At 71.2% G+C, this 22,785-nt stretch carries 16 protein-coding genes; 6 read left to right on the top strand and 10 right to left on the bottom strand.

The features are described 5' to 3' along the window. Positions 1-16: 16 nt before the first annotated feature. Genes QT196_RS29935 through QT196_RS29925 form a run of 3 tightly spaced genes read left to right on the top strand, consistent with a single transcriptional unit; the run spans position 17 to position 5,903 of the window. Positions 17-1,612 carry a type I restriction-modification system subunit M gene (locus QT196_RS29935; protein WP_290356023.1) on the top strand — a complete coding sequence of 532 codons (1,596 nt, stop codon included), beginning with the start codon at positions 17-19 and terminating at the stop codon, positions 1,610-1,612. Then, entirely contained in the window at positions 1,609-2,829 is a 1,221-nt protein-coding gene (locus QT196_RS29930; RefSeq protein ID WP_290356022.1) for a hypothetical protein, read from the top strand. The genes QT196_RS29935 and QT196_RS29930 overlap by 4 nt, the downstream gene beginning before the upstream one ends. Beyond that, entirely contained in the window at positions 2,826-5,903 is a 3,078-nt protein-coding gene (locus QT196_RS29925) for an HsdR family type I site-specific deoxyribonuclease (protein WP_290356021.1), read from the top strand. Before QT196_RS29930 ends, QT196_RS29925 begins: the two co-directional genes overlap by 4 nt. A gap of 43 nt (positions 5,904-5,946) precedes the next feature. On the opposite strand, the gene QT196_RS29920 is transcribed toward QT196_RS29925, so the two are convergent. From QT196_RS29920 to QT196_RS29895, 6 genes are all read right to left on the bottom strand, one after another. Continuing rightward, positions 5,947-6,120: a DUF4253 domain-containing protein gene (locus QT196_RS29920; protein ID WP_290356020.1), complete on the bottom strand. Its 174-nt coding sequence runs from the start codon at positions 6,118-6,120 to the stop codon at positions 5,947-5,949. Between the two features lie 696 nt (positions 6,121-6,816). Beyond that, positions 6,817-7,398: a GNAT family N-acetyltransferase gene (locus QT196_RS29915; protein WP_290356019.1), complete on the bottom strand. Its 582-nt coding sequence runs from the start codon at positions 7,396-7,398 to the stop codon at positions 6,817-6,819. A gap of 791 nt (positions 7,399-8,189) precedes the next feature. Beyond that, positions 8,190-8,414, bottom strand: coding sequence for a VOC family protein (locus QT196_RS29910; RefSeq protein ID WP_290356018.1), 225 nt, complete (start codon positions 8,412-8,414; stop codon positions 8,190-8,192). 495 nt (positions 8,415-8,909) lie between these two features. Continuing rightward, positions 8,910-10,238, bottom strand: a complete 1,329-nt coding sequence (locus QT196_RS29905) for a TRAM domain-containing protein (protein ID WP_290356017.1) — start codon at positions 10,236-10,238, stop codon at positions 8,910-8,912. 142 nt (positions 10,239-10,380) lie between these two features. Continuing rightward, a complete protein-coding gene (locus tag QT196_RS29900) occupies positions 10,381-12,432 on the bottom strand; it encodes an APC family permease (RefSeq protein WP_266738654.1) in 2,052 nt (683 codons plus the stop codon). Between the two features lie 401 nt (positions 12,433-12,833). Continuing rightward, positions 12,834-14,804, bottom strand: coding sequence for a potassium channel protein (locus QT196_RS29895; protein WP_290356742.1), 1,971 nt, complete (start codon positions 14,802-14,804; stop codon positions 12,834-12,836). A gap of 328 nt (positions 14,805-15,132) precedes the next feature. On the opposite strand from QT196_RS29895, the gene QT196_RS29890 reads away from it, so the two are divergent. Continuing rightward, complete coding sequence (locus QT196_RS29890; RefSeq protein WP_018093582.1) at positions 15,133-15,801, top strand: TrkA family potassium uptake protein; 669 nt, start codon at positions 15,133-15,135, stop codon at positions 15,799-15,801. Beyond that, positions 15,798-16,469, top strand: a complete 672-nt coding sequence (locus QT196_RS29885) for a TrkA family potassium uptake protein (RefSeq protein WP_168481747.1) — start codon at positions 15,798-15,800, stop codon at positions 16,467-16,469. The genes QT196_RS29890 and QT196_RS29885 overlap by 4 nt, the downstream gene beginning before the upstream one ends. Positions 16,470-16,542: 73 nt before the next feature. On the opposite strand, the gene QT196_RS29880 is transcribed toward QT196_RS29885, so the two are convergent. The 4 genes from QT196_RS29880 to QT196_RS29865 form a co-directional block, all read right to left on the bottom strand. After that, positions 16,543-17,427: a DUF3159 domain-containing protein gene (locus QT196_RS29880; RefSeq protein ID WP_168481746.1), complete on the bottom strand. Its 885-nt coding sequence runs from the start codon at positions 17,425-17,427 to the stop codon at positions 16,543-16,545. Between the two features lie 3 nt (positions 17,428-17,430). Next, positions 17,431-17,829 (bottom strand): OB-fold nucleic acid binding domain-containing protein, encoded by a 399-nt coding sequence (locus tag QT196_RS29875; RefSeq protein ID WP_085928285.1) that lies wholly within the window; start codon positions 17,827-17,829, stop codon positions 17,431-17,433. Positions 17,830-17,921: 92 nt separating this feature from the next. Further along, the gene (locus QT196_RS29870; protein ID WP_042159739.1) at positions 17,922-18,605 is read right to left on the bottom strand and encodes a response regulator; all 684 of its coding nucleotides are present in this window, start codon (positions 18,603-18,605) and stop codon (positions 17,922-17,924) included. 79 nt (positions 18,606-18,684) lie between these two features. Then, positions 18,685-21,237, bottom strand: a complete 2,553-nt coding sequence (locus QT196_RS29865) for a sensor histidine kinase KdpD (RefSeq protein WP_290356016.1) — start codon at positions 21,235-21,237, stop codon at positions 18,685-18,687. Positions 21,238-22,154: 917 nt separating this feature from the next. Here QT196_RS29865 and QT196_RS29860 point away from each other — a divergent pair. Beyond that, positions 22,155-22,718 carry a GNAT family N-acetyltransferase gene (locus tag QT196_RS29860; protein WP_266738662.1) on the top strand — a complete coding sequence of 188 codons (564 nt, stop codon included), beginning with the start codon at positions 22,155-22,157 and terminating at the stop codon, positions 22,716-22,718. Positions 22,719-22,785 lie beyond the last annotated feature (67 nt).

Genomic DNA, 22,785 nt, shown 5'->3' with positions numbered 1-22,785 from the left:
GAGAAGCGAGGCAGCTGTGCCGCCACGGAAGAAGCGGTCCCCGGAAGAGATGAAGGACATCCTCTGGCGTGCCGCCGACAAGCTGCGCGGCAGCTTGGACGCCACCGCCTACAAGCACTTCGTGCTGGGCCTGGTCTTCCTGAAGTACGTGTCTGCGGCGATGGCCGAGCGGCGGCGGCAGCTGGAGGCCGAACTGCGCGCGGAAGGCGGATGGGAGGAGGCCGGACTGCTCGCGACCCTGGAGGAGCGCCGTGAGTACACGGGCTCCGGCGTCTACTACGTTCCCCCGGCAGCCCGTTGGGAGAGCGTCGTGGACCTGGCGCGGGGAACGGGGGGCGGGGCTGGCATCGGCGAGGCGATCGACTCCGCGATGCGCGCGATTGAGGGCTACAACCCAGCTCTGGTCGGGACCCTCCCGAAGATCTACGGCGACAGCAGTGTAGACGGGCGGCGCCTGGCCGACCTCGTGGAGCTGCTCGACCGCGTGGTGTTCCAAGAACAGGCCGGCGGGCCCGGCGCCCCGGACGTCGTGGGCGAGGTCTACGAGTTCTTCCTCGCCCGGTTTGCCGCCTCCGAGGGGCGCAGGGGCGGTGAGTTCTTCACCCCAGCCAGTGTCGTCCGGCTCCTGGTGGAAGTCCTCGGGCCCCGGGAGGGCGAGCGGGTGTACGACCCGGCGTGCGGCTCCGGCGGCATGTTCGTCCAGACGGCGCACTCGGTCAGAACCCACGGCGGCGACTGGCTGAACGTGGCGTTCTACGGCCAGGAACGGAACGCCACCACCTGGCGGCTGGCCCACATGAACCTGGCCGTCCACGGGATCGAGGCCGGTCTCGGCACCGGGCCGGCCGACGTCTTCCGCGACGACCGGCACCCGGACCTCAAGGCACAGGTCGCGCTGGCCGCCCCGCCGTTCAACCTCTCCGACTGGGGCGGCGACTTCCTGGCGATGGACCGGCGCTGGGTCTACGGCACCCCGCCGGTCAACAACGCGAACTACGCGTGGCTCCAGCACACGGTGAGCAAGCTCGCCCCGGGCGGGCGGGCGGGCGTGGTGCTCGCCAACGGGTCGATGAGCAGCAGGCAGTCCGGTGAGGGGGACATCCGCCGGGCGATGCTCGAAGCCGACCTGGTGGCCTGCGTGATCGCGCTACCGGGCCAGCTGTTCCGCACCACCGCCATCCCGGCGTGCGTGTGGCTCCTCGCCGACGGCAAGGGGCGGGGCTCCAGCTGGGCTCGGGAACGCGGCGGCGAGGTGCTGTTCGTCGACGCCCGGGAGCTGGGGTTCATGGCGGACCGCACCCTGCGGGAGCTGAGCGACGAGGAGATCGTCCGCATCGGCGACCGGGTCCGTGCCTGGCGCGGCGAGCCCGGCGCCGACACGTACGAGGACGAGCTGGGCTTCTGCGCGAGCGTGCCCCTGTCCGCCATCGCCGAGCAGGACTTCGTTCTGACCCCAGGCCGGTACGTCGGCACGGCCGAGGCCGCGGCGGACCCGGACGCCGAGCCGCCGGACGCGAGGGTCGCCCGACTGACCGCCCTGCTGCGCGAGCAGTTCGCCGAGTCCGAGCGCTTGGCGAAGGCCGTCGACGCGCAGTTGCGGAGAGTGTCGTGAAGGCCGTCCACGCGCGGCCCCTGAAGGACTTCGCCGTGCCGGACGGCCTCGTCGGCGGACCGCTCGGCTCCCGCCTCGGAAAGCGGGACTTCGTCCCGGAGGGGGTCCCGGTCGTCCGCGGCCAGAACCTGGCCGGCGGCGGGTACTTCTCGTCGGCCGGTCTCGTCTTCGTCCCGGCCGCCCGCGCGGACGGCGCACTCGCCCGCCACCTCGCCGTTCCGGGCGACCTCGTCCTCACCCAGCGCGGTACGCTTGGCCAGGTGGGAATCGTGCCTGCCGGAATCCATGACCGGTACGTCCTGTCACCGGCCCTGGCGCGGATACGGGTAGACCCGGACCGGGCGGACATCAGGTTCCTCTACTACTGCCTCCTGGACCCGGGCATGGTGGCGCTGATCCGTTCGCGTGCCGTGACCACGAGGGTTCTGCACGTCACCCCGGACATCCTCGGCGATCTCCCGGTCCCCGCCCGGCCGCTGCCGGAGCAGCGGGCCGTCGCCGATGTCCTCGGGGCACTGGACGACAAGATCGCCGCCAACGAGCGCACGGCCGAAACCTGCCTTGAGCTGGCTGGCGCCTCGTTCGCGGCGGCGCCGGCGGGCCCCCCGCAGCGGTTGGGCCAGGTCGCGGAACTGCACGACGGGCCGCACGCCACGCCGGTGAAGACCGCATCCGGCCCGTGGTTCCTCAGCATCAGCAGCCTGGACGCCGGCCGCCTGGACCTGGCCGCCTCCGCCCACCTGTCCGAGGAAGACTTCGCCAGCTGGACCAGGCGCGTCCGGCCGCGGGCTGGCGACGTGCTGTTCTCGTACGAGACCCGGCTCGGCCACGCGGCGCTCATGCCGCCCGGTGTCCGGGCGTGCCTGGGCCGCCGGATGGCACTCCTACGGGCGAAGACCCCCGCGGCGGGCGGCGCGCTGCTCCTGCACGCCTACCTCAGCCCCGCATTCCAGGACGAGATCGGCCGCCGTACGCTCCAGGGCGCCACCGTGGACCGGCTTTCGCTGAGGGACATGCCCGGCTGGCCCCTTCCCCTTCCGGCCGAGGGCGAGCGGGCCGGGCTGTCCGCGAGACTGGACGCCCTGCACGCGAGCGCGGCGCAGACCGCGGCCGAGAACCGTACCCTCGCGGCACTGCGCGACACCCTGCTCCCCGGGCTGGTCTCCGGCCGGCTGCGGGTCGGGGACGCTGCCCGCGTGGTGAGGGAGGCCGGATGAGCGAGCGCGTCGCGGGCGCCGCAGGGCCGACCGAGCGGGAGCTGGAAGGGCACACCCTCGAACTGCTTGGCGAGTACGGCTGGCGGCCAATCGACAGGGCCGAGCTCGGGCCGTCCTCCGGGGAGCGGAGCGACTGGGACGACCTGGTCCTGCGTCCGCGCCTGAGCGAGGCGATCGCGCGGCGCTACCCACACCTGCCCGAGCGGTCCGTTGACGACGCAGTCGCCCAACTGCTGGAGCGGCCCACCAGGAACGATCTCCGCGAGAGCCACCGGTTCCACCAGCGGCTGGTCAACGGCGTCGGCGTCCCGTACCCGGACGCGGCAGGCGGCGGGGAACGGCACACGGTTGTCCGCCCAGTCGACTTCTCCGACCCGCACGCGAACGACCTGCTCGCCGCCCGCCAGGTCAAGGTCCGCAGCGCCCAGGACCGCGTTGCCGTCTTCGACATCGTGCTGTACGTCAACGGCCTGCCCCTCGCGGCCGTCGAGCTGAAGCGGGCTAGCGGTCGGGATGGCGCCCGCGACGCGTACGACCAGATCCAGGGCTACCGCCGCGATCTGAAGGAGACGGGCACGTTCGCGAACGTCCTGGTGACCCTCGTCTCCGACGGCACGACCGCCCGGATGGGCACCCCGTTCACCGCCTGGGACCACATGGCGCCCTGGCACGCCGACCCCGACGGTGCACTGCTGCGCCGGAGGGAGCGGCAGGACGGGCGCGCCTTGGAGCGGATGCTGCTTGGCGCCGTCGAACCCGCCCGGCTCCTTGATCTCGTGGCCAACTTCCTGTCGTACTCCGCGCGCCGGACGGGCGCGGTGGACACCGTCACCCTCGCCAGGGCCCACCAGTTCTTCGCCGTCAACGCGGCAGTCCGCGCCACCGAGACCGCCGTCGCGACGGACGGCCGGGCCGGGGTCGTCCGGCACGCGCAGGGCGCGGGCCGGAGCCAGGAGATGTTGTTCTACGTCGGCAAGGCCGCGCGGGCGCCCGAACTGCCGCACCCGATGTTCGTCGTCCTCACTGACCGCGTCGACGTCGGCAACCGGCTCTACGCGGCCTTCGCCGCCAGTTGCACCCTGCCGGCGGCGATCGGCGGCGGCGTCGAATGGGCCCAGGACAGCACGCAGCTGCGGCAGTTGCTGCGGCGCGACGCCCACAGCGGTGTCGTCTTCGCGACCATGCAGAAGTTCCGTCTCACCCACGAGGAACGTGAAGCGGGCGCTCGCCATCCGCTGGTGTCCGCACGCCGCGACGTCATCGTCGTGGTCGACGAAGCCCACCGCGGACAGAGCGCCCGGCATGCCCTCAACCTGCGCGAGGCGCTGCCGAACGCCACCTTCATCGCGTTCACCAGCACCCTGGCGGACGACCGGAACGGCCGCACGCACGCTGTGTTCGGCAACACCATCCACACCTACGATCTGGCGCAGGCGGTGGACGACGGAACGGCCGTGCCCGTCTTCTACGAGTCGCGCCCGATCCGGACGCCACCCGAGGACGTGGACTTCGACGTCAACTTCGACGTCGGCTTCGTTCCCGATGCTGCTGACATGGCCGCTTCCCCCGCGCGGACCGAGGCGCTGGCCCGGGACATCCTCGCGCACTGGGACGTACGGCGCACTGAGATGGTCAAGCTCACCGGCCGGCCCGGCAAGGGCATGGTGGTGACCTCGTCACGGCTTGCGGCGGTGCGGCTGTTCGATGCCCTCGCGCGGCTGCGGCCGGAGTGGGCCAGCGGCCGGGACCCCCGGACAGGGCTGCTGGCCGACACCGGCGGGCGGATCCGGGCGGCCGTCACGGGCCACATCGGGGACTCCGCCGAGATCGCGGACCACGTCCACACCCCGGAGGGGCTGAGGACGATCCAACGGCAGATCTTGGATCCCGACGACGAACTGGAACTGGTCATCGTCCGGTCGCTGTGGCTGACCGGCTTCGACGCCCCGCCGCTGCACACCCTCTACCTGGACCAGCGGATGCGCGGCCCCGCGCTGCTGGAGGCCGTCACCCTGTTGAACCGCACGTGGGACGGCAAACCGTCCGGCTTGGTCGTGGACTACCAGGGCGTAGGCCCGCAACTCGTCGAGGTGCTGGCCGACGCCACTCGGCAGGACGGGGACGGCGGCGCACCCGTCACGGACGTCGCGCACGCAGTGGGCGCCGTCCGTGACAACCACCGGCGGCTCCTGGACGTCCTGGCCGACTGCCCGTGGCGGGAGATTCGCGACGGCAGCGGCCCGGACGCGTACCGGGGGGCTGTGACGGCGGTATTGGACCACCTCGCCGCTCCCGAGCCCGGCGCGCGGCCGGGAACGGCCCGGCGCGGCGACCGGTTCACGCGGCACGTGAACCTCATGCGCGGTGCGTTCTCGCTCTGCCCGGCGGACGCCGGGGTGCGGGACCTGCTCGCGGACATCCGCTTCTTCGAGGCCGTGCGGACCGCGCGGGAGAAGCTGGATGCGTCCGCCGACGACACCGGCGGCTCGGCCGACCTGTACGACGCCGCCGGCCTGGCCGAAGCGGACCTCTCCCGCCCGGACGACGCCCTGCTGGACCGGCTCCGGGCGAGCCGCCGCCCGCACCTCGCCGTTGAGGCGCTGCGCCGCACGCTGGTCAGGGACATCCGGCAGGCGCACCCGGACAATGTCGTTCGCCAGGAGGCCCTCACCGCGAGGACGCGGCAGGCCGTGGACCGCTACGCCAACGGCCTGATGACGGCCGCCGAGGTCATGGCGTCCCTGGTCGCCCTGGCCCACGAGGTGTCCGACGACCGTGCGCGGGCGCAGCGGCTGGAGCTGACCGAGGACGAACTTGCCATCTACGACGCGCTCGTGGTCGCCCCGCTCGTAACCGACATGATGGGGGCGGCAGTCCTGGCCCGGCTCGCGCGCGAGCTGTACGGCCAGGTCAGGAGTGTCACCACGGTCGACTGGCGGCTGAAGGACCAGGCCCGGGACCGCGTCGTGGCCCGTGTGCTGCGGCTGCTGCGCAGGAACGGCTACCCGCCCGACCAACTCCAGGCGGCTGTCGAGCGGGTGCTAAGGCAGGCGGAGGCCGACGAGTGGACGTGACGCGCCGCTCAGGCCGGTTGAGGGCGCGCCGGGCCGCGTGCCATCAGTCCCACCAGAAGTGCCAGACGTGGCGATCCAGGACCGCCTTGGCCGCGTAGGTGCGGAGAGTTTCGTGGTGGCCTTGGACGATGTTGTCTGGGCAGAAGGCGTAGTGCTCGGCGGCGACCGCCTTGGCCTTCACCAGGTGTGGGGCGGGGCGGCCACCGAGGCTTGGCACGCGACTCGTAGCCCATTTCCACCTTCGTCTGTCGGCCGTCTTCATCGGTGACCAGCAGGCGCGTGAAGGATTCTCCAGATCGCATTATCTCGACCATCAGACGCATAGGCGTCCCGTACTGCGTTCACCGCAGCGTTAGCCTCGATCGAAGTCGACGTCTTCCCATATGAGCCCGAGGACATCGCCCTACCGCAGCCCGAGCGCCAGGGCGATGACCCATCGCGCCGAGATCCGCTGCTCGCTGGCCGCTTCGACTCTCTCGTCCGGCTGGGTCGCCACCCGAAGGCTAATCGTCCCGGGGACCTCGGCGGCCCGCCGACCCGGATGGTCCGTATTCGGGCTGAGCGGGCAACCAAATGGAAGAGGGCGATGGCCTCAGCGAGCTACCGTGATACAAGACAGCACCTTGTTGCGCTCCGGCCGCACAGCCGGGCCTATGCGGTCCTCGATACGGCGGACGGCCCGGACCGGAGAGTCGTCTTGGAGCGGGATGATGTACGCGGTGGTCCAGTCGATCGTCTTGCGGGCGTCCCGGGCATGCTGGGTAAACCGAGTGGCGACCCCAACCGTGGTGGAGCCGACATAGAGAGCGCGGTGAAGCCACCCTCATCCACAGTGAAACCGTCAGCCCCAGCGGCTTCCACGGCCGCTGCGGAGAGGTGGGGATCGACGATCCTGACGGACTGGGCCTCCCGCTCACGCCCGGACGTCGCTTGGGATGTCGCCCGTGTCAGGGTGGTGTCGCCCGCTGCGGTGACGCTTCATGTGGACGAGCTGCGAACAGTGTCTCGGCGAGTTCGGCGATGTCCTCGGCGCGGCCGCTGTCGCGCAGAACGGCGATTTGTTCTTCGTCTGCGCGGGTGCGGAGCTGTCCCGCGGCTTCGTCCTGCGGCCCTGTACGCATGGGCGCTGGATGGTCGCACTCTGAATGTCCCGATCCTGCGGACTGCGGCTCACCCGTTGGAGGAGACGCTCGCTCGACAGCTGCTCACGGATCGCCTCCACCAGCAGACGGGCGATACCCCTTCCCCGGTGCTCCTCAGCCACGCACAGGTGAGCAAGACGCACATAGTGATTCCGCTTGGGCAGCCCGAAGAGCGCGTAGCCGACGACTTCCTCGTCCTCCACGGCAGCCAGCAGACCTCCGTCCTCAGCGTGCTTGAGGTAAGCAGGCGGCGTTACCAAGCCCAGGAATCTCGTGTACCGGTCACCCAACGCAATCACGGCATCGAGCAGTCCAAACTGCTCCCCCGCCACCGGCAGCACCTCGATCGCCATGTGTCCCCCTCCAGTTGCCCTGACTCAGACTGATCGCCGTCCCACCGCATCCTGCCCAGCGTCACCAGCCCGAGCCACCGATCAAACAAAACCAGCTAGGTCGGCGCGAATTCCCCCCAAGCGGGCAGGTCAGATGAAGCGCCATCCCGAAATCCTCGAAAGTTTTGGGCAGCGATCAGCTCGTAGGGCCATTCGTGCAGGTCACAGGCATACCGCTCCCCTATCCACCAGGTGCCTCCTAAGCGCCTGCTCCGTCTCAGCGGGAAAAGCCAAAACTGGGCACTCACTGGGTCCGTGACCCTACCCAGCGATGCCGCCATGCCAGAGCAGGCCGCGAGCCCAGGGCATGGCCACAAAGGGCCGGCCGCGCAGCAGTTCCTCGCGCTCCCGAGCCGTCTCTGACGTTCCTCGACGCTGGCTGCGTCAGCATGCCGCTGATGTGGCAGCGACGCATCGCGTCGAGGCAGGAAGACGTGCTTGAACTCCACGCCCTTGGCCCTGAGCACTCCCCACCATTAGCTGCTTCGCACATCCGCCGCCGAAGAACACGCCTTCCGCCTGCGACGCGACCACCGCATAGAAGGTCTGGCGCAACGCAGTCGCCCCGACCTGAGCCTGAATTCATCCAACGTGCCATGAATTGGCCCTACTCCCCGTCTGCGCACCAGAGCAACGCCCACCGCCGAGTGCGCTCTGACCGGCGGAGCCAGCTGCAGCGTCTCCAACTTGACCACACCCCGCCGCCACCCTCGACGCGCTTCGCGAAAAGACCTTTGCCGGAACGAAAGGCTCTACCGCGTGAAGCCGAGTTCATCGTCGAGGAGCCCCTCGTCGCTCAACTCGACCATGAACTGATGGCCTTCTGGGTCCGCCATCGCCACAGACCGGGGATCGCCCGGGGAATCATGGAGAAACACGGCCCCGAGGCGGACGAGCCGTTCGACCTCGTCGTCGAGTGTGCCGCACAGTGCCCCGACGCTGAGGAACGGGCCGCCTTCCGGAGCCGACTGGGCCACCGCTTGCGTGAAGTACAGGCCTGCGGCTCATTCCCTTCGACCATCTGCAGGTGAGGGCCTTCACTGCCGTCAATCACCGGGCGGAGCAGCACCCCGCCCCAGAACCGGGCGAGTGCGGCAGGATCCTGACCCGGGATGGTGAGGCGCCGTAAGTGAGTCGTCATCCAACCGACGATAGCCGCGCACGTGCGGCGACAGCTGCGTGCTACGTCCCCCTCGTCGCAGAAACCTGCAATCGACCGGATCGCGGCTGCCAGCCATCAACAAGCCCGGTCGCCGCCGCAATCAGCGACGACGAAACCAGACCAATCTTCGGCAAGTTCCGTAAAGACAAACCTCGGGAACTGCGCCTTGCACCCCTCGCGACCTGCACGGCCAGGCAGGTGACACCCCATCAGAACGAGCGTCAAATGAGCGCCACGAGCGTCATTTCAGCGTCAAGATATCGCCCGTAGCGCCCACACCGCACATAATGCGCACGGGAAAAACCGCAGGTCAGGCGCCCTTGGCCGCCTTCTCCAGCACCACGACGCACTCCACATGATGCGTCATCGGGAACAAATCAAACGCCCGCATCCGCCGCGGCGCATAGCCCACCTCCGCGAAGTACTTGAGGTCGCGGGCGAGGGCGGCCGGGTCGCAGGCTACGTAGGCGATGCGGCGGGGGGTGAGGGAGGCGAGGTGGGTGACGGTCTGCTTGCCGGCGCCGGCGCGGGGTGGGTCGAGGACGATGAGGTCGACGTCGGTGATGCCGGTGCGGGGCAGGATCTGGTCGACCTTGCCGTGTTCGATGCGGACGCGGTCGAGGTCCTGGAGGTTGTGGCGGGCGTCCTCGACGGCGCGCTTGCCGGATTCGATGCCGAGGACCGCGCCCTTGTCGCCGACGCGTTCGGCGAGGGCGCCGGCGAAGAGGCCGACGCCGCAGTACAGGTCGAGGGCCATATCGCCCTTCTTGGGCATCAGGCCCCGCATGACGGCGTCGACCAGGAGGTCGGCGGCCTTCGGGTGGACCTGCCAGAAGCCGCCGTTGCCGACCCGCCAGGTGCGGTCGGCGGCCCGTTCGCGGACGAAGGGGCGGCCGTGGACACGGTGCACGCCGCCGTCCTTCTCCCCCACCCGCATGACCGAGACCGGCTTGTCGAGTTCGACGATGGGGAGGCGGCCGCCGGGGCGGGGGGTGAGGATGACCTGGCGGTCGTGGGAGCCGGTGGCGGCGATCGCCTCGACGCCGGCGATCTGCGGCCACTCCCGCTTCTCGATGCCGAGTTCGGTGACTCCCGGGGCGGCGATCATGCAGTGGGTGATCGGCTCGATGTCGTGGGAGCGGTGCTTGCGCAGGCCCGCGTGGCCGTCGGCGTCCACCGCGTACTGGACGCGGGTGCGCCAGGCCGGTACCTCGCCCTTGGCGACCTTGTCACCGGGGGCGGGCTCGACGGTGCCGTCCCAGCCCGCGTCCTCGGGGGAGAGCCCGGCCAGGCGCTGGAGCTGTTCGGCGATCACCGAGGACTTCAGGCGGCGCTGGGCGCCGGGGGCGGCGTGCTGCCAGTCGCAGCCGCCGCAGCGGCCGGGGCCGGAGAAGGGGCAGGGGGCCTCGACCCGGTCCTTGGAGGGCTCCAGGATCGAGACGGCGTCGGTGCGCAGGAAGCGGGCGCCCTCCTCGCCGTCGGTGACGCGGGCGATGACGCGCTCGCCGGGCAGCGCATGCCGTACGAAGAGGACCTGGCCCTCGTCGGTGCGGGCGATGCAGTGGCCGCCGTGGGCGACCGGGCCGACCTCGACCTCGTACTCCTCGCCGACCAGCGACTTCTTGGGTTCTGCCTGCATGGCGGGAGGGCTCCTGAGGTGGGTGGTGAGCGGGGACGGGGGCCGGCCTCCGGAGGGAGGCCAGCCGTCAAGTCTACGTCCCATAGGCAGTGCCCCGGCCCGGCACCGACGACCGCCACCGGGGCACGGAGGAAAGCCCGCGCTACTTCTTGGTGGCGGCCTTCTCCTTCTTCGGCTGGGCCACCGGGCCACGGCGGACCGCACCCGGAGCGTTCCACTCCGCGCGCTTGCGGGCGCGCAGCTTGGCGGCCTCGGAGGAGTCCAGCTGCCAGGGCACCGAGGTGACCATGACGCCGGGGGTGAAGAGGAGGCGGCCCTTGAGGCGCAGGGCGGACTGGTTGTGCAGCAGGTGCTCGTACCAGTGGCCGACGACGTACTCCGGGATGTAGACGGAGACGGCGGCGCGCGGGCTCTGCCGGCGCAGCGACTTGACGTAGTCGATGATCGGCCGGGTGATCTCGCGGTACGGGGAGGCCAGGACCTTCAGCGGCACCTCGATGCCGCGGCGTTCCCACTCCTCCCGCAGGGCCCTGGTGTCGGCCTGGTCCACGTCCACGCTGACCGCTTCGAGGGTGTCGGAGCGCATCAGCTTGGCGTAGTTCAGGGCGCGCAGGGTGGGCTTGTGCACCTTGGAGACCAGGACGAGGGAGTGCACCCGGGAGGGGCGGACCACCTCGTCGTCGGGGGTGTCCTCGGCGGCGATCTCGTCGGCGACCCGGTCGTAGTGGCGGCGGATCGCGGACATCGTCACAAAGAAGATGACCATGCCGAGCAGGGCGACCCAGGCGCCGTGGGTGAACTTGGTCAGGAGGACGACCACGAGCACCAGGCCGGTGAAGAAGGCGCCGAAGGTGTTGATGGCGCGCGAGCGGTGCATACGGCGGCGCTTGGCCGGGTCCTTCTCGGTGATCAGATGGCGGTTCCAGTGCCGGACCATGCCGATCTGGCTGAGCGTGAAGGAGACGAACACGCCGACGATGTAGAGCTGGATGAGCCGGGTGGAGTCCGCGCCGTAGAGGTAGACGAGGATCGCGGCGGCGCCGGCCAGTAGGACGATGCCGTTGGAGAACGCCAGACGGTCACCGCGGGTGTGCAGCTGGCGCGGCAGATAGCGGTCCTGGGCGAGGATCGAGCCGAGCAGCGGGAAGCCGTTGTAGGCGGTGTTGGCGGCGAGGAACAGCACCAGCGCGGTGGCGGCGGCGAGGATGATGAAGAGGAAGCTGCCCTTACCGAAGACCGCCTCGGCTACCTGCGAGATGACCGGGTTCTGGGTGTAGCCGGAGCCGATCGGCTTGCCGTGGAGCAGCAGGTCGGTGGCCGGGTTCTCGGCCATCCTGACGTTGGTGGCCATGGCCAGGCCGATGATGCCGCAGAACATGGTGACGGCCAGGCCGCCCATGAGGGCGAGGGTGGTCGCCGCGTTCTTGGACTTCGGCTTGCGGAAGGCGGGGACGCCGTTGGAGATCGCCTCGACGCCGGTGAGCGCGGCACAGCCGGAGGAGAAGGCGCGCAGGAGAAGGAAGATGAGCGCGAAGCCGGCCAGCCCGCCCTGTTCGGCGTGGATGGTGTAGTCGGCGGTGGGGGCCTTCATGGTGTCGCCCATGACGACGCCGCGGATCACACCCCAGGCGATCATGATGAAGACGCCGGCCACGAAGACATAGGTCGGGATCGCGAAGAGCTTGCCCGACTCCTTGACGCCGCGCAGGTTCATCAGCGTCAGCAGCACGATGATGGCGACCGCGCACAGGGTCTTGTGCTCGACGACGAACGGGATCGCGGAGCCCAGGTTCTCCACTCCGGAGGAGATGGAGACCGCGACGGTCAGCACATAGTCGACGAGCAGCGCGCTGGCGACGGTGAGACCGGCCTTGGGGCCGAGGTTGGTGTTGGCGACCTCGTAGTCGCCGCCACCGCTCGGGTAGGCGTGCACGTTCTGCCGGTACGACGCGACGACGGTGAACATCAGCACCACGACCGCGACCGCGATCCAGGGGCTGAAGCTGTACGCAGACACACCCGCGATGGACAGGACGAGCAGCACCTCGCCCGGCGCATACGCCACGGAGGACAGCGGGTCGGAGGCGAAGACGGGGAGTGCGATGCGCTTGGGAAGCAGGGTCTCCCCGAGCTTGTCGCTGCGCAGTGCGCGCCCGATCAAGATCCGTTTGGGCACGTCGGTCAGTTTGGACACGCAGAGGATGCTAAGCCTTCGTCAAGGTCCGCGCCCACCCGCTCCCCGCACGGTCTGCGCCCCGGAAGAGCGGAGTGGGGCGGCCGAGACGCATCCGGCCTGCTGAGGGGGCACACCACGGCCCCGTCTCCACAGGATCCGCACGTTCTGTGCACGTCACGGCCCCTTCTGGGACGCCTTCGTGTCATTCGTCACGGAGTGGCGGTGCTGTCACTGGGCGCGATGGCGGGGTCACGGTGGGGAGGTGCGGCGGGGGCAGCGGGGCGGGCGGGGACGGGACGGACAGGCGGGGCAGCGGGGCGGGCGGGCGGCGCCACGGGCTCCGTCCGCGGCCGGGTCCCGTACGGCGGGCTCCCGCGCCACGGCCGTACTACGGTGCGCGGTCGCCCGCCCCCTCGTGGTCACCCCTGCCGGGCCCCGCTCTGCCGGGCCGCCGCCGGCTGCCGGTTCCGGGCGTGCAGCTCGCCCAGCCCCTGCCGGGTGGCGACCAGCAGCACCCGGTCCTGTGGCCGCAGGACATAGTCGTCGCCGAGTTCGTGCACCAGCTGCGCCGGCGTGCGCTCCTCGGGCGGCGGGGGCGGGGCGGCGGCCGCGGCGTCCGGCTCCGCGTCGTCGGGGGCGGAGGTGTCGACCGCCAGCACCCGCAGCCGCCCCGGCCGCAGCACCTCGGCGACCGTACGGCCCTCCAGCGCGGCATGGCCCCGTACGTCGAACCGGGCGATCAGCAGCACCCGGCGCTCGACCGGAATGGCTCCGAGGATCTGGCGCCCCATCATCGCGCCGGCGAAGGCGGGCGCGGCCAGGTAGGTGACGCTCCGGCTGCGGGTCAGCGCCCCTGGATGCGCGGCGCGCAGAGTGCGGTAGACGGCGGTGGCGAACCGGTCGTCGAACAGCCGCAGCGTCACCCGGAGCCGGGGGCTGACCGAGCGGGCATAGAGGCAGGCCTCCAGATTCGTGGTGTCCTCGCTGGTCAGGGCGAGCAGGGTGGCCGCCCGCTCGATCATCGCGGCCTCCAGGACCCCTTCCTGGGTGACGTCCCCCAAGACGGTCGGCACCCGCAGCCGGCGTGCCAGGGCGATGCCCCGGGCCTCCGGGTCGCCCTCGATGCAGACCACGGGGATGCCCATCTCGTGCAGCCGCGCCAGTACCCGGGTGCCGACCTTGCCGAGGCCCAGCAGCACCACGTGCCCCGACAGCCCGCGTGGCGGACGGCGCAGCGCCGAGGCACTGCGGAAGGTGCCGAGCCCCTCGAACGCCGCCGCGACCAGCACCGGCAGCAGCAACAGCCCGGTCAGCCCGGACAGCAGCTGGAGCACCTTGCGGGGCGCCGGATCGTGGATGGCCGGGTCGTTGATCGCGAACAGGTCCAGCAGCGAGAGGTAGGCGGCGTGCACCGGGTCCTCGCCCATGGTCAGGGAGGACGCGACGGCCAGCGCCAGCACCGCACCGACGACCCCGCCCAGGGACCAGCGCAGCCGCCGGGAGAAGAGGGACGCGAGTGGTGCGCCCCGGCCACGGAGCCATCGGCGCCGTATGGGCCGGCCCGTATAGGAGACGGTCTCCAGGACGACGGTGCCGCAGCCGGCGGCGGCCGCGGTCGCGGCCTCGTCCGGCAGGAGTACGGGCCCCTCGTCGCCCGCCGCCGAACCGGTCGCGCCCGCCGGGTCGTTGGCGGACGCGGACAGCAGCGCCAGGGTGCACAGTCCGGGCTCACCGGGCCGCCCGGGTGGCACCGGCGCACGCTCCACGGCCCGCAGCAGCAGCCCGTCCGCCTCGATGACCCTGCTGGTACCGGCGACCGCGGCGCCCGCCAGCGCGGGGGCCACCGTGTCGGCGTCGGACAGCACGGTCGTGGACGCGTCGGCGCCCTCCGCGTCCCCGGCGTCCTCCGAGCCCAGCGCGGCGACCGCCGCCGCCTGGTCGAGCAACTCCTCCAGATGCTGGCCGAGTTTGCGGTTGTAGAGCCGAATGACCAGCCGCAGCCGGGGGTTGAGCCGGCGGGCGCGCAGCGCGGCATGAATGTTGAGCTCATCGTCGTCGTAGACCAGGGCCAGCGCGCCCGCCCCGGCGATACCGGCCTCGGTCAGCGCCGCGTCGTCCGGCTGCGCCGCCTCCAGGATCCGTAACGTCTCCTCCGCCGGCTCCGCCCCGTCCCCGGCCGCCTCGGACGACAGCGGCGCGGGACGCACCATCGCCGCCGACACCCGGCCCAGCAGCGCGCCGGCCCGGCCCAGCGCGCGGGCCGGTGGCGGAATACGGGGGCGCTGCGGTTCCCGGGCGGAGGGGACGACGAGCGTCACCCGTTCGCCGTAGACGTCCTGGAGGTCGGCGGCCAGTCGATGGGCCAGCGCATCGTCGCCGCAGACCACCATGTGCGAGGTGTAGGGGCCCTGTTGGGGCTGAAGAGGCAGGTTGGGCACACCTCGTAGCGTGCCTTACGGGCCCGGCGCGGCGCAGCCCGGCACGGGAGGCCATGGCACCGGCGGTGCGGATCCACTGGAGACCGCGGCCCACCGCGCCCCCTACCGGAACCGCCATTACGGCTACGGTTGTACCGGACCACGGTGCGCCCGGCGCTCCCGCTGCCGCACCCGGTCCGTCGCGAGCCGTGGCTCCGTGTCGCCGGTACTGGGAGAAGAAAGTAGTGAGCAGGGTGTTTGTGCAGGTCAGAGCGCTAGTACAGGGCACGGGGTAATCAGCATGCACATCGTCATCATGGGGTGCGGGCGGGTGGGCTCCGCGCTCGCGCAGACCCTGGAGAGCCAGGGTCACACCATCGCGGTGGTCGACCAGGACCCGACCGCGTTCCGCCGCCTGGGCTCGTCCTTCGGCGGCCGCCGGGTGACCGGCGTCGGCTTCGACCAGGACACCCTGCGCGAGGCCGGCATCGAGGAGGCGGGCGCCTTCGCGGCCGTCTCCAGCGGTGACAACTCGAACATCATCGCCGCCCGGGTGGCCCGCGAGATGTTCGGTGTCGAGAATGTCGCGGCCCGTATTTACGACCCGCGCCGCGCCGAGGTCTACCAGCGCCTGGGTATCCCCACCGTCGCGACCGTCCGCTGGACGGCCGACCAGATGCTGCGCCGGCTGCTGCCGTCGGGCGCCGAGCCGCTGTGGCGCGACCCGAGCGGCGGCGTCCAGCTCGCCGAGGTGCACACCGCGGCCTCCTGGGTGGGGCACAAGATCAGCACCCTCCAGGAGGAGACCGGCGTCCGCGTCGCCTTCCTCACCCGACTGGGCGAGGCGATGCTGCCGACCTCGCAGACGGTGCTGCAAGAAGGCGACCTGGTGCACGTGATGATGCGCACCGACGAGGTCGAGAAGGTCGAAGCGGCATTCGCCACGGGTCCTGAGGGGGCGCACGCATGAGGGTCGCCATCGCAGGCGCAGGCGCGGTGGGTCGTTCCATCGCGGGTGAGCTGCTGGAAAACGGGCACGAGATCCTGCTCATCGACAAGGCGCCGACCGCCATCTCGGTCGAGCGGGTGCCGCTGGCGGAGTGGCTGCTGGCCGACGCCTGTGAGATCACCTCGCTCGACGAGGCGGCGCTTCAGCGCTGCAATGTCGTGATCGCGGCGACCGGCGACGACAAGGTCAACCTGGTCGTCTCGCTGCTCGCCAAGACCGAGTACGGGGTGCCGCGGGTGGTCGCGCGGGTCAACAACCCGAAGAACGAGTGGCTGTTCAACGAGTCCTGGGGCGTCGATGTCGCGGTCTCCACGCCGCGTCTGATGTCGGCCCTGGTCGAGGAGGCGGTGAGCGTCGGCGATCTCGTACGGCTGCTGCGCTTCAGCCACGGTGACGCCAACCTCGTCGAGCTGACGCTGCCGCCGGAGGCCGCGCTGGCCGGTACCCGGGTCGGCGATGTCGAGTGGCCCCAGGACACCTCCCTGGTCACGATCATCCGCGGCACGCGGGTGCTCACGCCCAACAAGGAGGACGCGCTGGAGGCCGGCGACGAGCTGCTGTTCGTGGCGGCGCAGTCGCGTGAGGAGCAGTTGGAGGACCTGCTGTCGGTGCGGCGCGAGGACGCGTAGCGCCCGGCGGAGGCCGGAAACGCCGGGGCCCGGGAACCAAGCGGTTCCCGGGCCCCGGCGTGTGCGTGTCGCGTCAGCGGCGGTGGCGGCCGCCCTGCGGCGGGTCGGACTGCGGCTCGGCCGCGGCCTCCTGCACGAGGTCCCTGCTGAGGTCGTCGGCGACCCGGTCCAGCGTCTCGCGCTCGGCGCGGCGCCGCTCCTCGGCCTCCTCCTCGGCCTTCTCCTTCGCTTCCATTTCCGCGAAGACATCGATCGGCGCGGGCGCCTTCGCCAGGAAGACCCAGGTGAGATAGACCGCCAGCAGGAACGGCGGGATCTTCAGCGCGATCAGCACCCAGCCGAGCTGGGTGGTGTCCGCCCACCAGTACAGCGGGAAGAGGATCGCGCACTTGGCGAGCAGGATCAGTCCCCAGGCCCAGCTGGCCTTCGCGTACGCCTTCTTCCGGCCCGGGTTGCGGGTGCGCCAGGAGAGGTTCTCCTTGAACACCGGCCCCAGGATCAGCCCGATCAGCGGGACGCCCGCGAGCGTGGTGATCATGTAGGCGAGGGCCAGGCCGAGGGTGTAGAGCATGCCCGGCAGGTAGAAGTCCTTGGCGTTGCCGGTCATCATCGCGAAGACCACGCCGAAGGCCACCCCGAAGACGCCGCTGAAGGCGTGCTTGACGGTGTCCTTGCGGATGAGGCGGAGGACCCCCAGCACCAGCGAGACGGCCAGCGCGGCGATCGCCGAGACGTGCAGGTCCTTGTTGATCGTGAAGATCGTCACGAACAGCAGGCCGGGAACAACGGTCTCCACCATGCCGCGGACCCCGCCGAACGCCTCGAACAGCGCCGCCTCGGTCACCTGCCTGCCGTCGGCGGCTCCTTCGGTGCCCGGGTCGGGCGAGGCGGGTGAGGGGCCTGCGGAGGGGTCGGTATCGGCATGCGCGTCAGTGGTCGGTCGGTCGTGAGACGTCACCGGCTACTCCTGTCCGAGCGGTCGGAGTTCGTACTTCGGATTGAAGAGCACCCGGCGTCCGTGGCTCAGGGAGACCCGGCCCGAGGCGATGAGCTTGCGGCCCGGCTCTATCCCGGCGATGGAGCGGCGGCCGAGCCACACCACGTCGAGCGCCGCGGAGCCGTCGAACAGCTCCGCCTCCAGCGCGGGCACACCGGCGCGCGGGCGCAGCGTGACATGCCGCAGGGTGCCGGTGACCTTCACTATCTGCCGGTCGTCACAGTCGCAGATACGGGTGCATCCCGCGTCCTGCGCGTCCTGTTGCAGCTCGGCGGACTGCAACTCCTCCTCGGAGGAGGACAGCCTGTCGAGCAGCCGGCGAAAACGGCCTGCCGGCTTCTCGGGTCGGGTCCCAGCACTCATGCGCCCAGCGTACCGGTGGCCGGGGACCGGGATCACGGCCCGCACGCGGAGTTCGTACCCACCGCACAAAGCCGTGTCCGGCCGCCGGGGCGCTACTGCTCGAAGCGGTAGCCCATCCCCGGCTCCGTGATGAAGTGCTTCGGATGCGAGGGGTCGCTCTCCAGCTTGCGGCGGAGCTGGGCCATGTACACCCGCAGATAGTTGGTCTCGGTCCCGTACGAGGGCCCCCAGACCTCCTGGAGCAGCTGTTTCTGGCTGACCAGCCGGCCCGCGTTGCGGACCAGGACCTCCAGCAGATGCCACTCGGTGGGGGTCAGCCGGATGTCCCGGCCGCCACGGTTGACCTTCTTCGCGGCGAGATCGACGGAGAAACCTTCCGTCTCCACGATCACCTCGTCATCGGCCGGGCCGGTCGGCTCGGCCCGGCGCACCGCCGCCCGCAGCCGGGCCAGCAGCTCGTCCATGCCGAACGGCTTGGTGACGTAGTCGTCCGCGCCGGCGTCCAGCGCCTCCACCTTCTCGTCGGAGGTCTGCCGGGCGGACAGCACCAGGATCGGCACCCGTGTCCAGCCCCGCAGCCCCTTGATCACCTCGACGCCGTCCATATCGGGCAGCCCGAGGTCCAGGACGATGACATCGGGGTGGCGGGCGGCGGCGAGTTTGAGGGCGGTGGCCCCGTCGGGGGCGGCGTCGACCTCGTATTTGCGCGCCTTCAGGTTGATCACGAGGGCGCGCACGATCTGCGGCTCGTCATCAACCACAAGCACCCGGTTCACTGGCGTTCTCCTCGTGGTGTCGTCTCCCGGCGGGGCGGGCCCGCCGGGCGTGGGATGCGGGGGATCCGTGCGGTACGGCTCATGTCGTGGCCTGGGCCGGTAGATCGGGCCGGGCCGGCGGGCGGCCGGGCGCGGCCCGGAGGGTCAGGACCATGGTCATCCCGCCTCCGGGGGTGTCCTCGGCGGCGAGCGTGCCGCCCATCGCCTCCGCGAAACCGCGCGCCACGGCCAGCCCCAGGCCCACCCCGGCCCCGCGCGGCGCGTCACCGTAGCGCTGGAAGGGCTCGAAGATCCGGTCCTTGGCGCTGTCCGGCACCCCCGGCCCGCGGTCGGCGATACGCAGCTCCACCCGCTCACCGAGCGCACTGGCCGAGACCAGCACCGCCGCCCCGTCCGGGCTGTACTTCACGGCGTTCTCGACGAGATTGGCGACCGAACGTTCCAGCAGCCCCGGATCGACGGCGACGATCGGCAGCTCCTCGGGGATGTCGAGGGTGACGCTGCCCTCCGGCACACCGCCGAGCGCCATCGGCACCACCTCGTCGAGGTCGATCTCCCGGATCAGCGGGGTGACCGTGCCGGTCTGGAGCCGGGACATGTCCAGAAGGTTGCCGACGAGATGGTCCAGCCGGTCGGCGCCCGCCTCGATACCGGCCAGCAGCTCCGCCTCGTCCTCCGGGGACCAGGCGACATCGTCGGATCGCAGGGACGTGACGGAGGCCTTGATGCTCGCCAGCGGGGTCCGCAGGTCATGGCTGACGGCGGCCAGCAGCGCCGTCCGGATGCGGTTGCCCTCGGCCAGCTCCCGGGCCCGCTCCGCCTCGCCCACCAGCCGCTGCCGGTCCAGGACCACGGCGGCCTGGGCGGCGAACGCGGCCAGCACCCGGCGGTCCTCGGCGGGCAGCACCCGGCCGGTCAGCGCCAGCGCCATGTGGTCGCCCACAGGCATGTCGACATCGGCGTCCTCGGGGCGCAGCAGCGGCGTGCCGTGATCGGTACCGGCCCGGCCCGCACAGGTCCACGGCTCGACATCGCCGGCCCGCTCCAGCAACGCCACCGTCTCCATCCCGAAGGTCTCGCGCACCCGCTCCAGCAGCGCGTCCAGGGTCGTCTCACCGCGCAGCACACTGCCCGCCAGGAAGGACAGGATCTCCGACTCGGCGCGCAGCCTGGCCGCCTGGTGGGTGCGGCGGGCGGCGAGGTCCACCACGGAGGCGACCGAGACGGCCACCGCGAAGAAGATCACGATGGCGACGAGGTTCTTGGGATCGCTGACCGTGAGGGTGTGGGTGGGCGGAGTGAAGTAGAAGTTCAGCAGCAGCGAGCCGACCGCGGCCGACGCCAGCGCCGGCAGCTGCCCGCCGAGCAGCGCCGCGACGACCGTCAGGAACAGGAAGAGCAGGACGTCGTTGGCCAGGCCGGGACCGTTCGCGATGCTGGTCAGCAGCAGCGAGAGCAGCACCGGGCCGACCACGCCGACGAGCCAGCCGGCGATGATCCGGGTCCGCCCCAGCCGCGCACCGCGTGCCACCGGCAGCCCCCGGCCCTTGGCGACCTCGTCGTGGGTGACGATGTGCACATCGAGATCGGGCCCGGACTCCCGGGCGACCGTCGCGCCCACCCCCGGCCCGAAGATGTACTGCCAGGCCTTGCGGCGACTGGAGCCCAGCACGATCTGGGTGGCGTTGACGCCCCGTGCGAACTCCAGCAGCGCGCTCGGTATGTCGTCGCCGATGACGTGGTGAAACGTCCCGCCGAGGTCCTCCACCAGGGTGCGCTGGACGGCGAGTTCCTTGGGCGAGGCCGAGGTCAGTCCGTCGCTGCGCGCTATATAGACGGCGAGCACCTCACTGCCCGAGCCCTTGGCCGCCATCCGGGCCGCGCGACGGATCAGCGTGCGCCCCTCCGGCCCGCCGGTCAGCCCGACGACGATCCGCTCACGCGCCTGCCAGGTGGAACGGATCGAATGCTCCGCGCGGTACTCCTGGAGGTACTCGTCCACCCGGTCGGCGACCCACAGCAGCGCCAGCTCGCGCAGCGCCGTGAGGTTGCCCGGCCGGAAGTAGTTGGACAGGGCGGCGTCCACCTTGTCGGGCTGGTAGATGTTGCCGTGCGCCATCCGCCGACGGATCGCCTGGGGCGACATGTCGACAAGCTCGATCTGATCGGCCCTGCGAACGACCTCGTCCGGCACGGTCTCACGCTGCCGCACACCCGTTATCGACTCGACGACATCACCGAGCGACTCCAGATGCTGGATGTTCACCGTCGAGATCACATGGATCCCCGCTTCCAGCAGCTCCTCGACGTCCTGCCAGCGCTTGCCGTTGCGCGAACCGGGCACATTGGTGTGCGCCAGCTCATCGACCAGCGCCACGGCCGGCCGCCGAGCCAGCACCTCGTCCACGTCCATTTCGGTGAACACCGTGTCGCGGTAGTCCAGCTCCCGGCGCTGAATCTGCTCCAGCCCGTGCAGCATGACCTCCGTACGGGGCCTGCCGTGGTGCTCCACGAACGCGACGACGGCATCCGTCCCCCGCTCCACACGCCGGTGCGCCTCGGACAGCATCGCGTACGTCTTGCCGACGCCCGGTGCCGCGCCCAGATAGATCCGTAGCTTGCCGCGTGCCATGGCCCCATTGTCTTACGTGAAGGCCGCCCCCACCGGGCTGAACCTCCCGCGACCCTACCGACCCAACAAGGGGACAAAGGGTGCAGTTGGGGGGTGGGGGGTGGGTTTTGACGGGACTCTGATGGGGGTGAGAGCTGGGGGGGCTTGGGGTGGAGGGGGTGGTGCGGTGGGTGGGCCGGGGGCGGCGCGTGGCGTGGTGGCGATCCGGTGGATGGGGGCGGCGCGGCGGGGGGACGATCCGGTGGACGGGGCAACGCGGGTCGCGACGACGACCCGGTGGGCAAGGCGGCACGTCGCGCAGTGGTGATCCGGGCGACGGAGCGGCGCATCGCGTAGTGGCGTTCGAGTGGACGGGGCAAACGCGGCTCGCGGTGACGATCCGGTGGGCGGGGGCGGCACATCACGCAATGGCGATCCGGGGGACGGGGCGGCGCATCTAGCAGTGGCGTTCCAGTGGACCGGGCAGCTCGTCGCGTAGCGATGTCCTGGGGACGAGGGGTGCGTCGGGCGGCAGCGATCAAGATGGGGAGCCGGCCATCAGGCAGGGCTGCCAGCTGACAGGGGCCGACGGTGCGGCCGACCCGGCGGCCCGTTGACCCGATAGGCCGATTCGGCCGGAGCGCGGGCCGTCCCGCCACATACGGGCGGGCGCCGCGCGAAGAGGTACGCGACGCCCGCCGTGACGTCCGGCTGAGGGGCCGGACCCCCGGGCGGCGCCCACCACGCACCGCCGTACGACGGCTGCCCGGCGGCGCGGAACGCCCGGTCGTGCCTCATGACATCGGCCGGAGCGGAGGCACACCAGCCCAACACGCCTTCCCTGACGCATCACTGACGCCGATGGCCGACGGCAAGGCATGAACCCTGGCCGGAAAAATGCCGTCGCCCGGCCACCGGACGACTGCGACGATGCCCCCATGACCGAGGCACATCTGACGACGCCCCGCATGACCGACGTACGCATCGCCCACACCGCCGATCTGGACGTCACCACCCTCAAGGCGGCCCGCGCCCTCCTCTACGACGTCTTCGACGACATGACCGCGGAGGACTGGGAACACGCACTCGGCGGGCTGCACGCCCTGATCCACGAGGACGGCGAACTGATCGGGCATGCGAGCGTCGTGCAACGACGACTGCTGCACGGGGGCAGGGCGCTGCGCTGCGGATATGTGGAGGGCGTCGGCGTACGCGCGGACCGGCGCAGCCGCGGCCATGGCGCGGCCCTGATGGACGCCCTGGAGCGGGTGGTGCACAGCGGCTACGACCTGGGCGCGCTCGGCGCCGCCGACGAGGCCGCGACCTTCTACGCCGCCCGCGGCTGGCAACAGTGGCGCGGCCGCTCCTGGGCACTCACCCCGGACGGCATCCAGCGCACCGCCGACGAGGACGGCTGCATCTACGTCCTACCGGCCGCGGCCACCCCACTCGACCTCGACTCCGACCTCACCTGCGACTGGCGCGACGGCGACGTCTGGTGAGGCAGGGGAGATAGCGGGCGGGTGGGGCAGAGAGCGCGCCCCGGGTGGGGCCCCTCCCCCCTCCTCC

The sequence above is a fragment of the Streptomyces sp. P9-2B-2 genome, assembly GCF_030406865.1.
Lineage (GTDB): Bacteria > Actinomycetota > Actinomycetes > Streptomycetales > Streptomycetaceae > Streptomyces > Streptomyces platensis.
The sequence above is the reverse complement of the archived record's forward strand: the minus strand, read 5'-3'. Positions and strand labels throughout refer to the sequence as shown.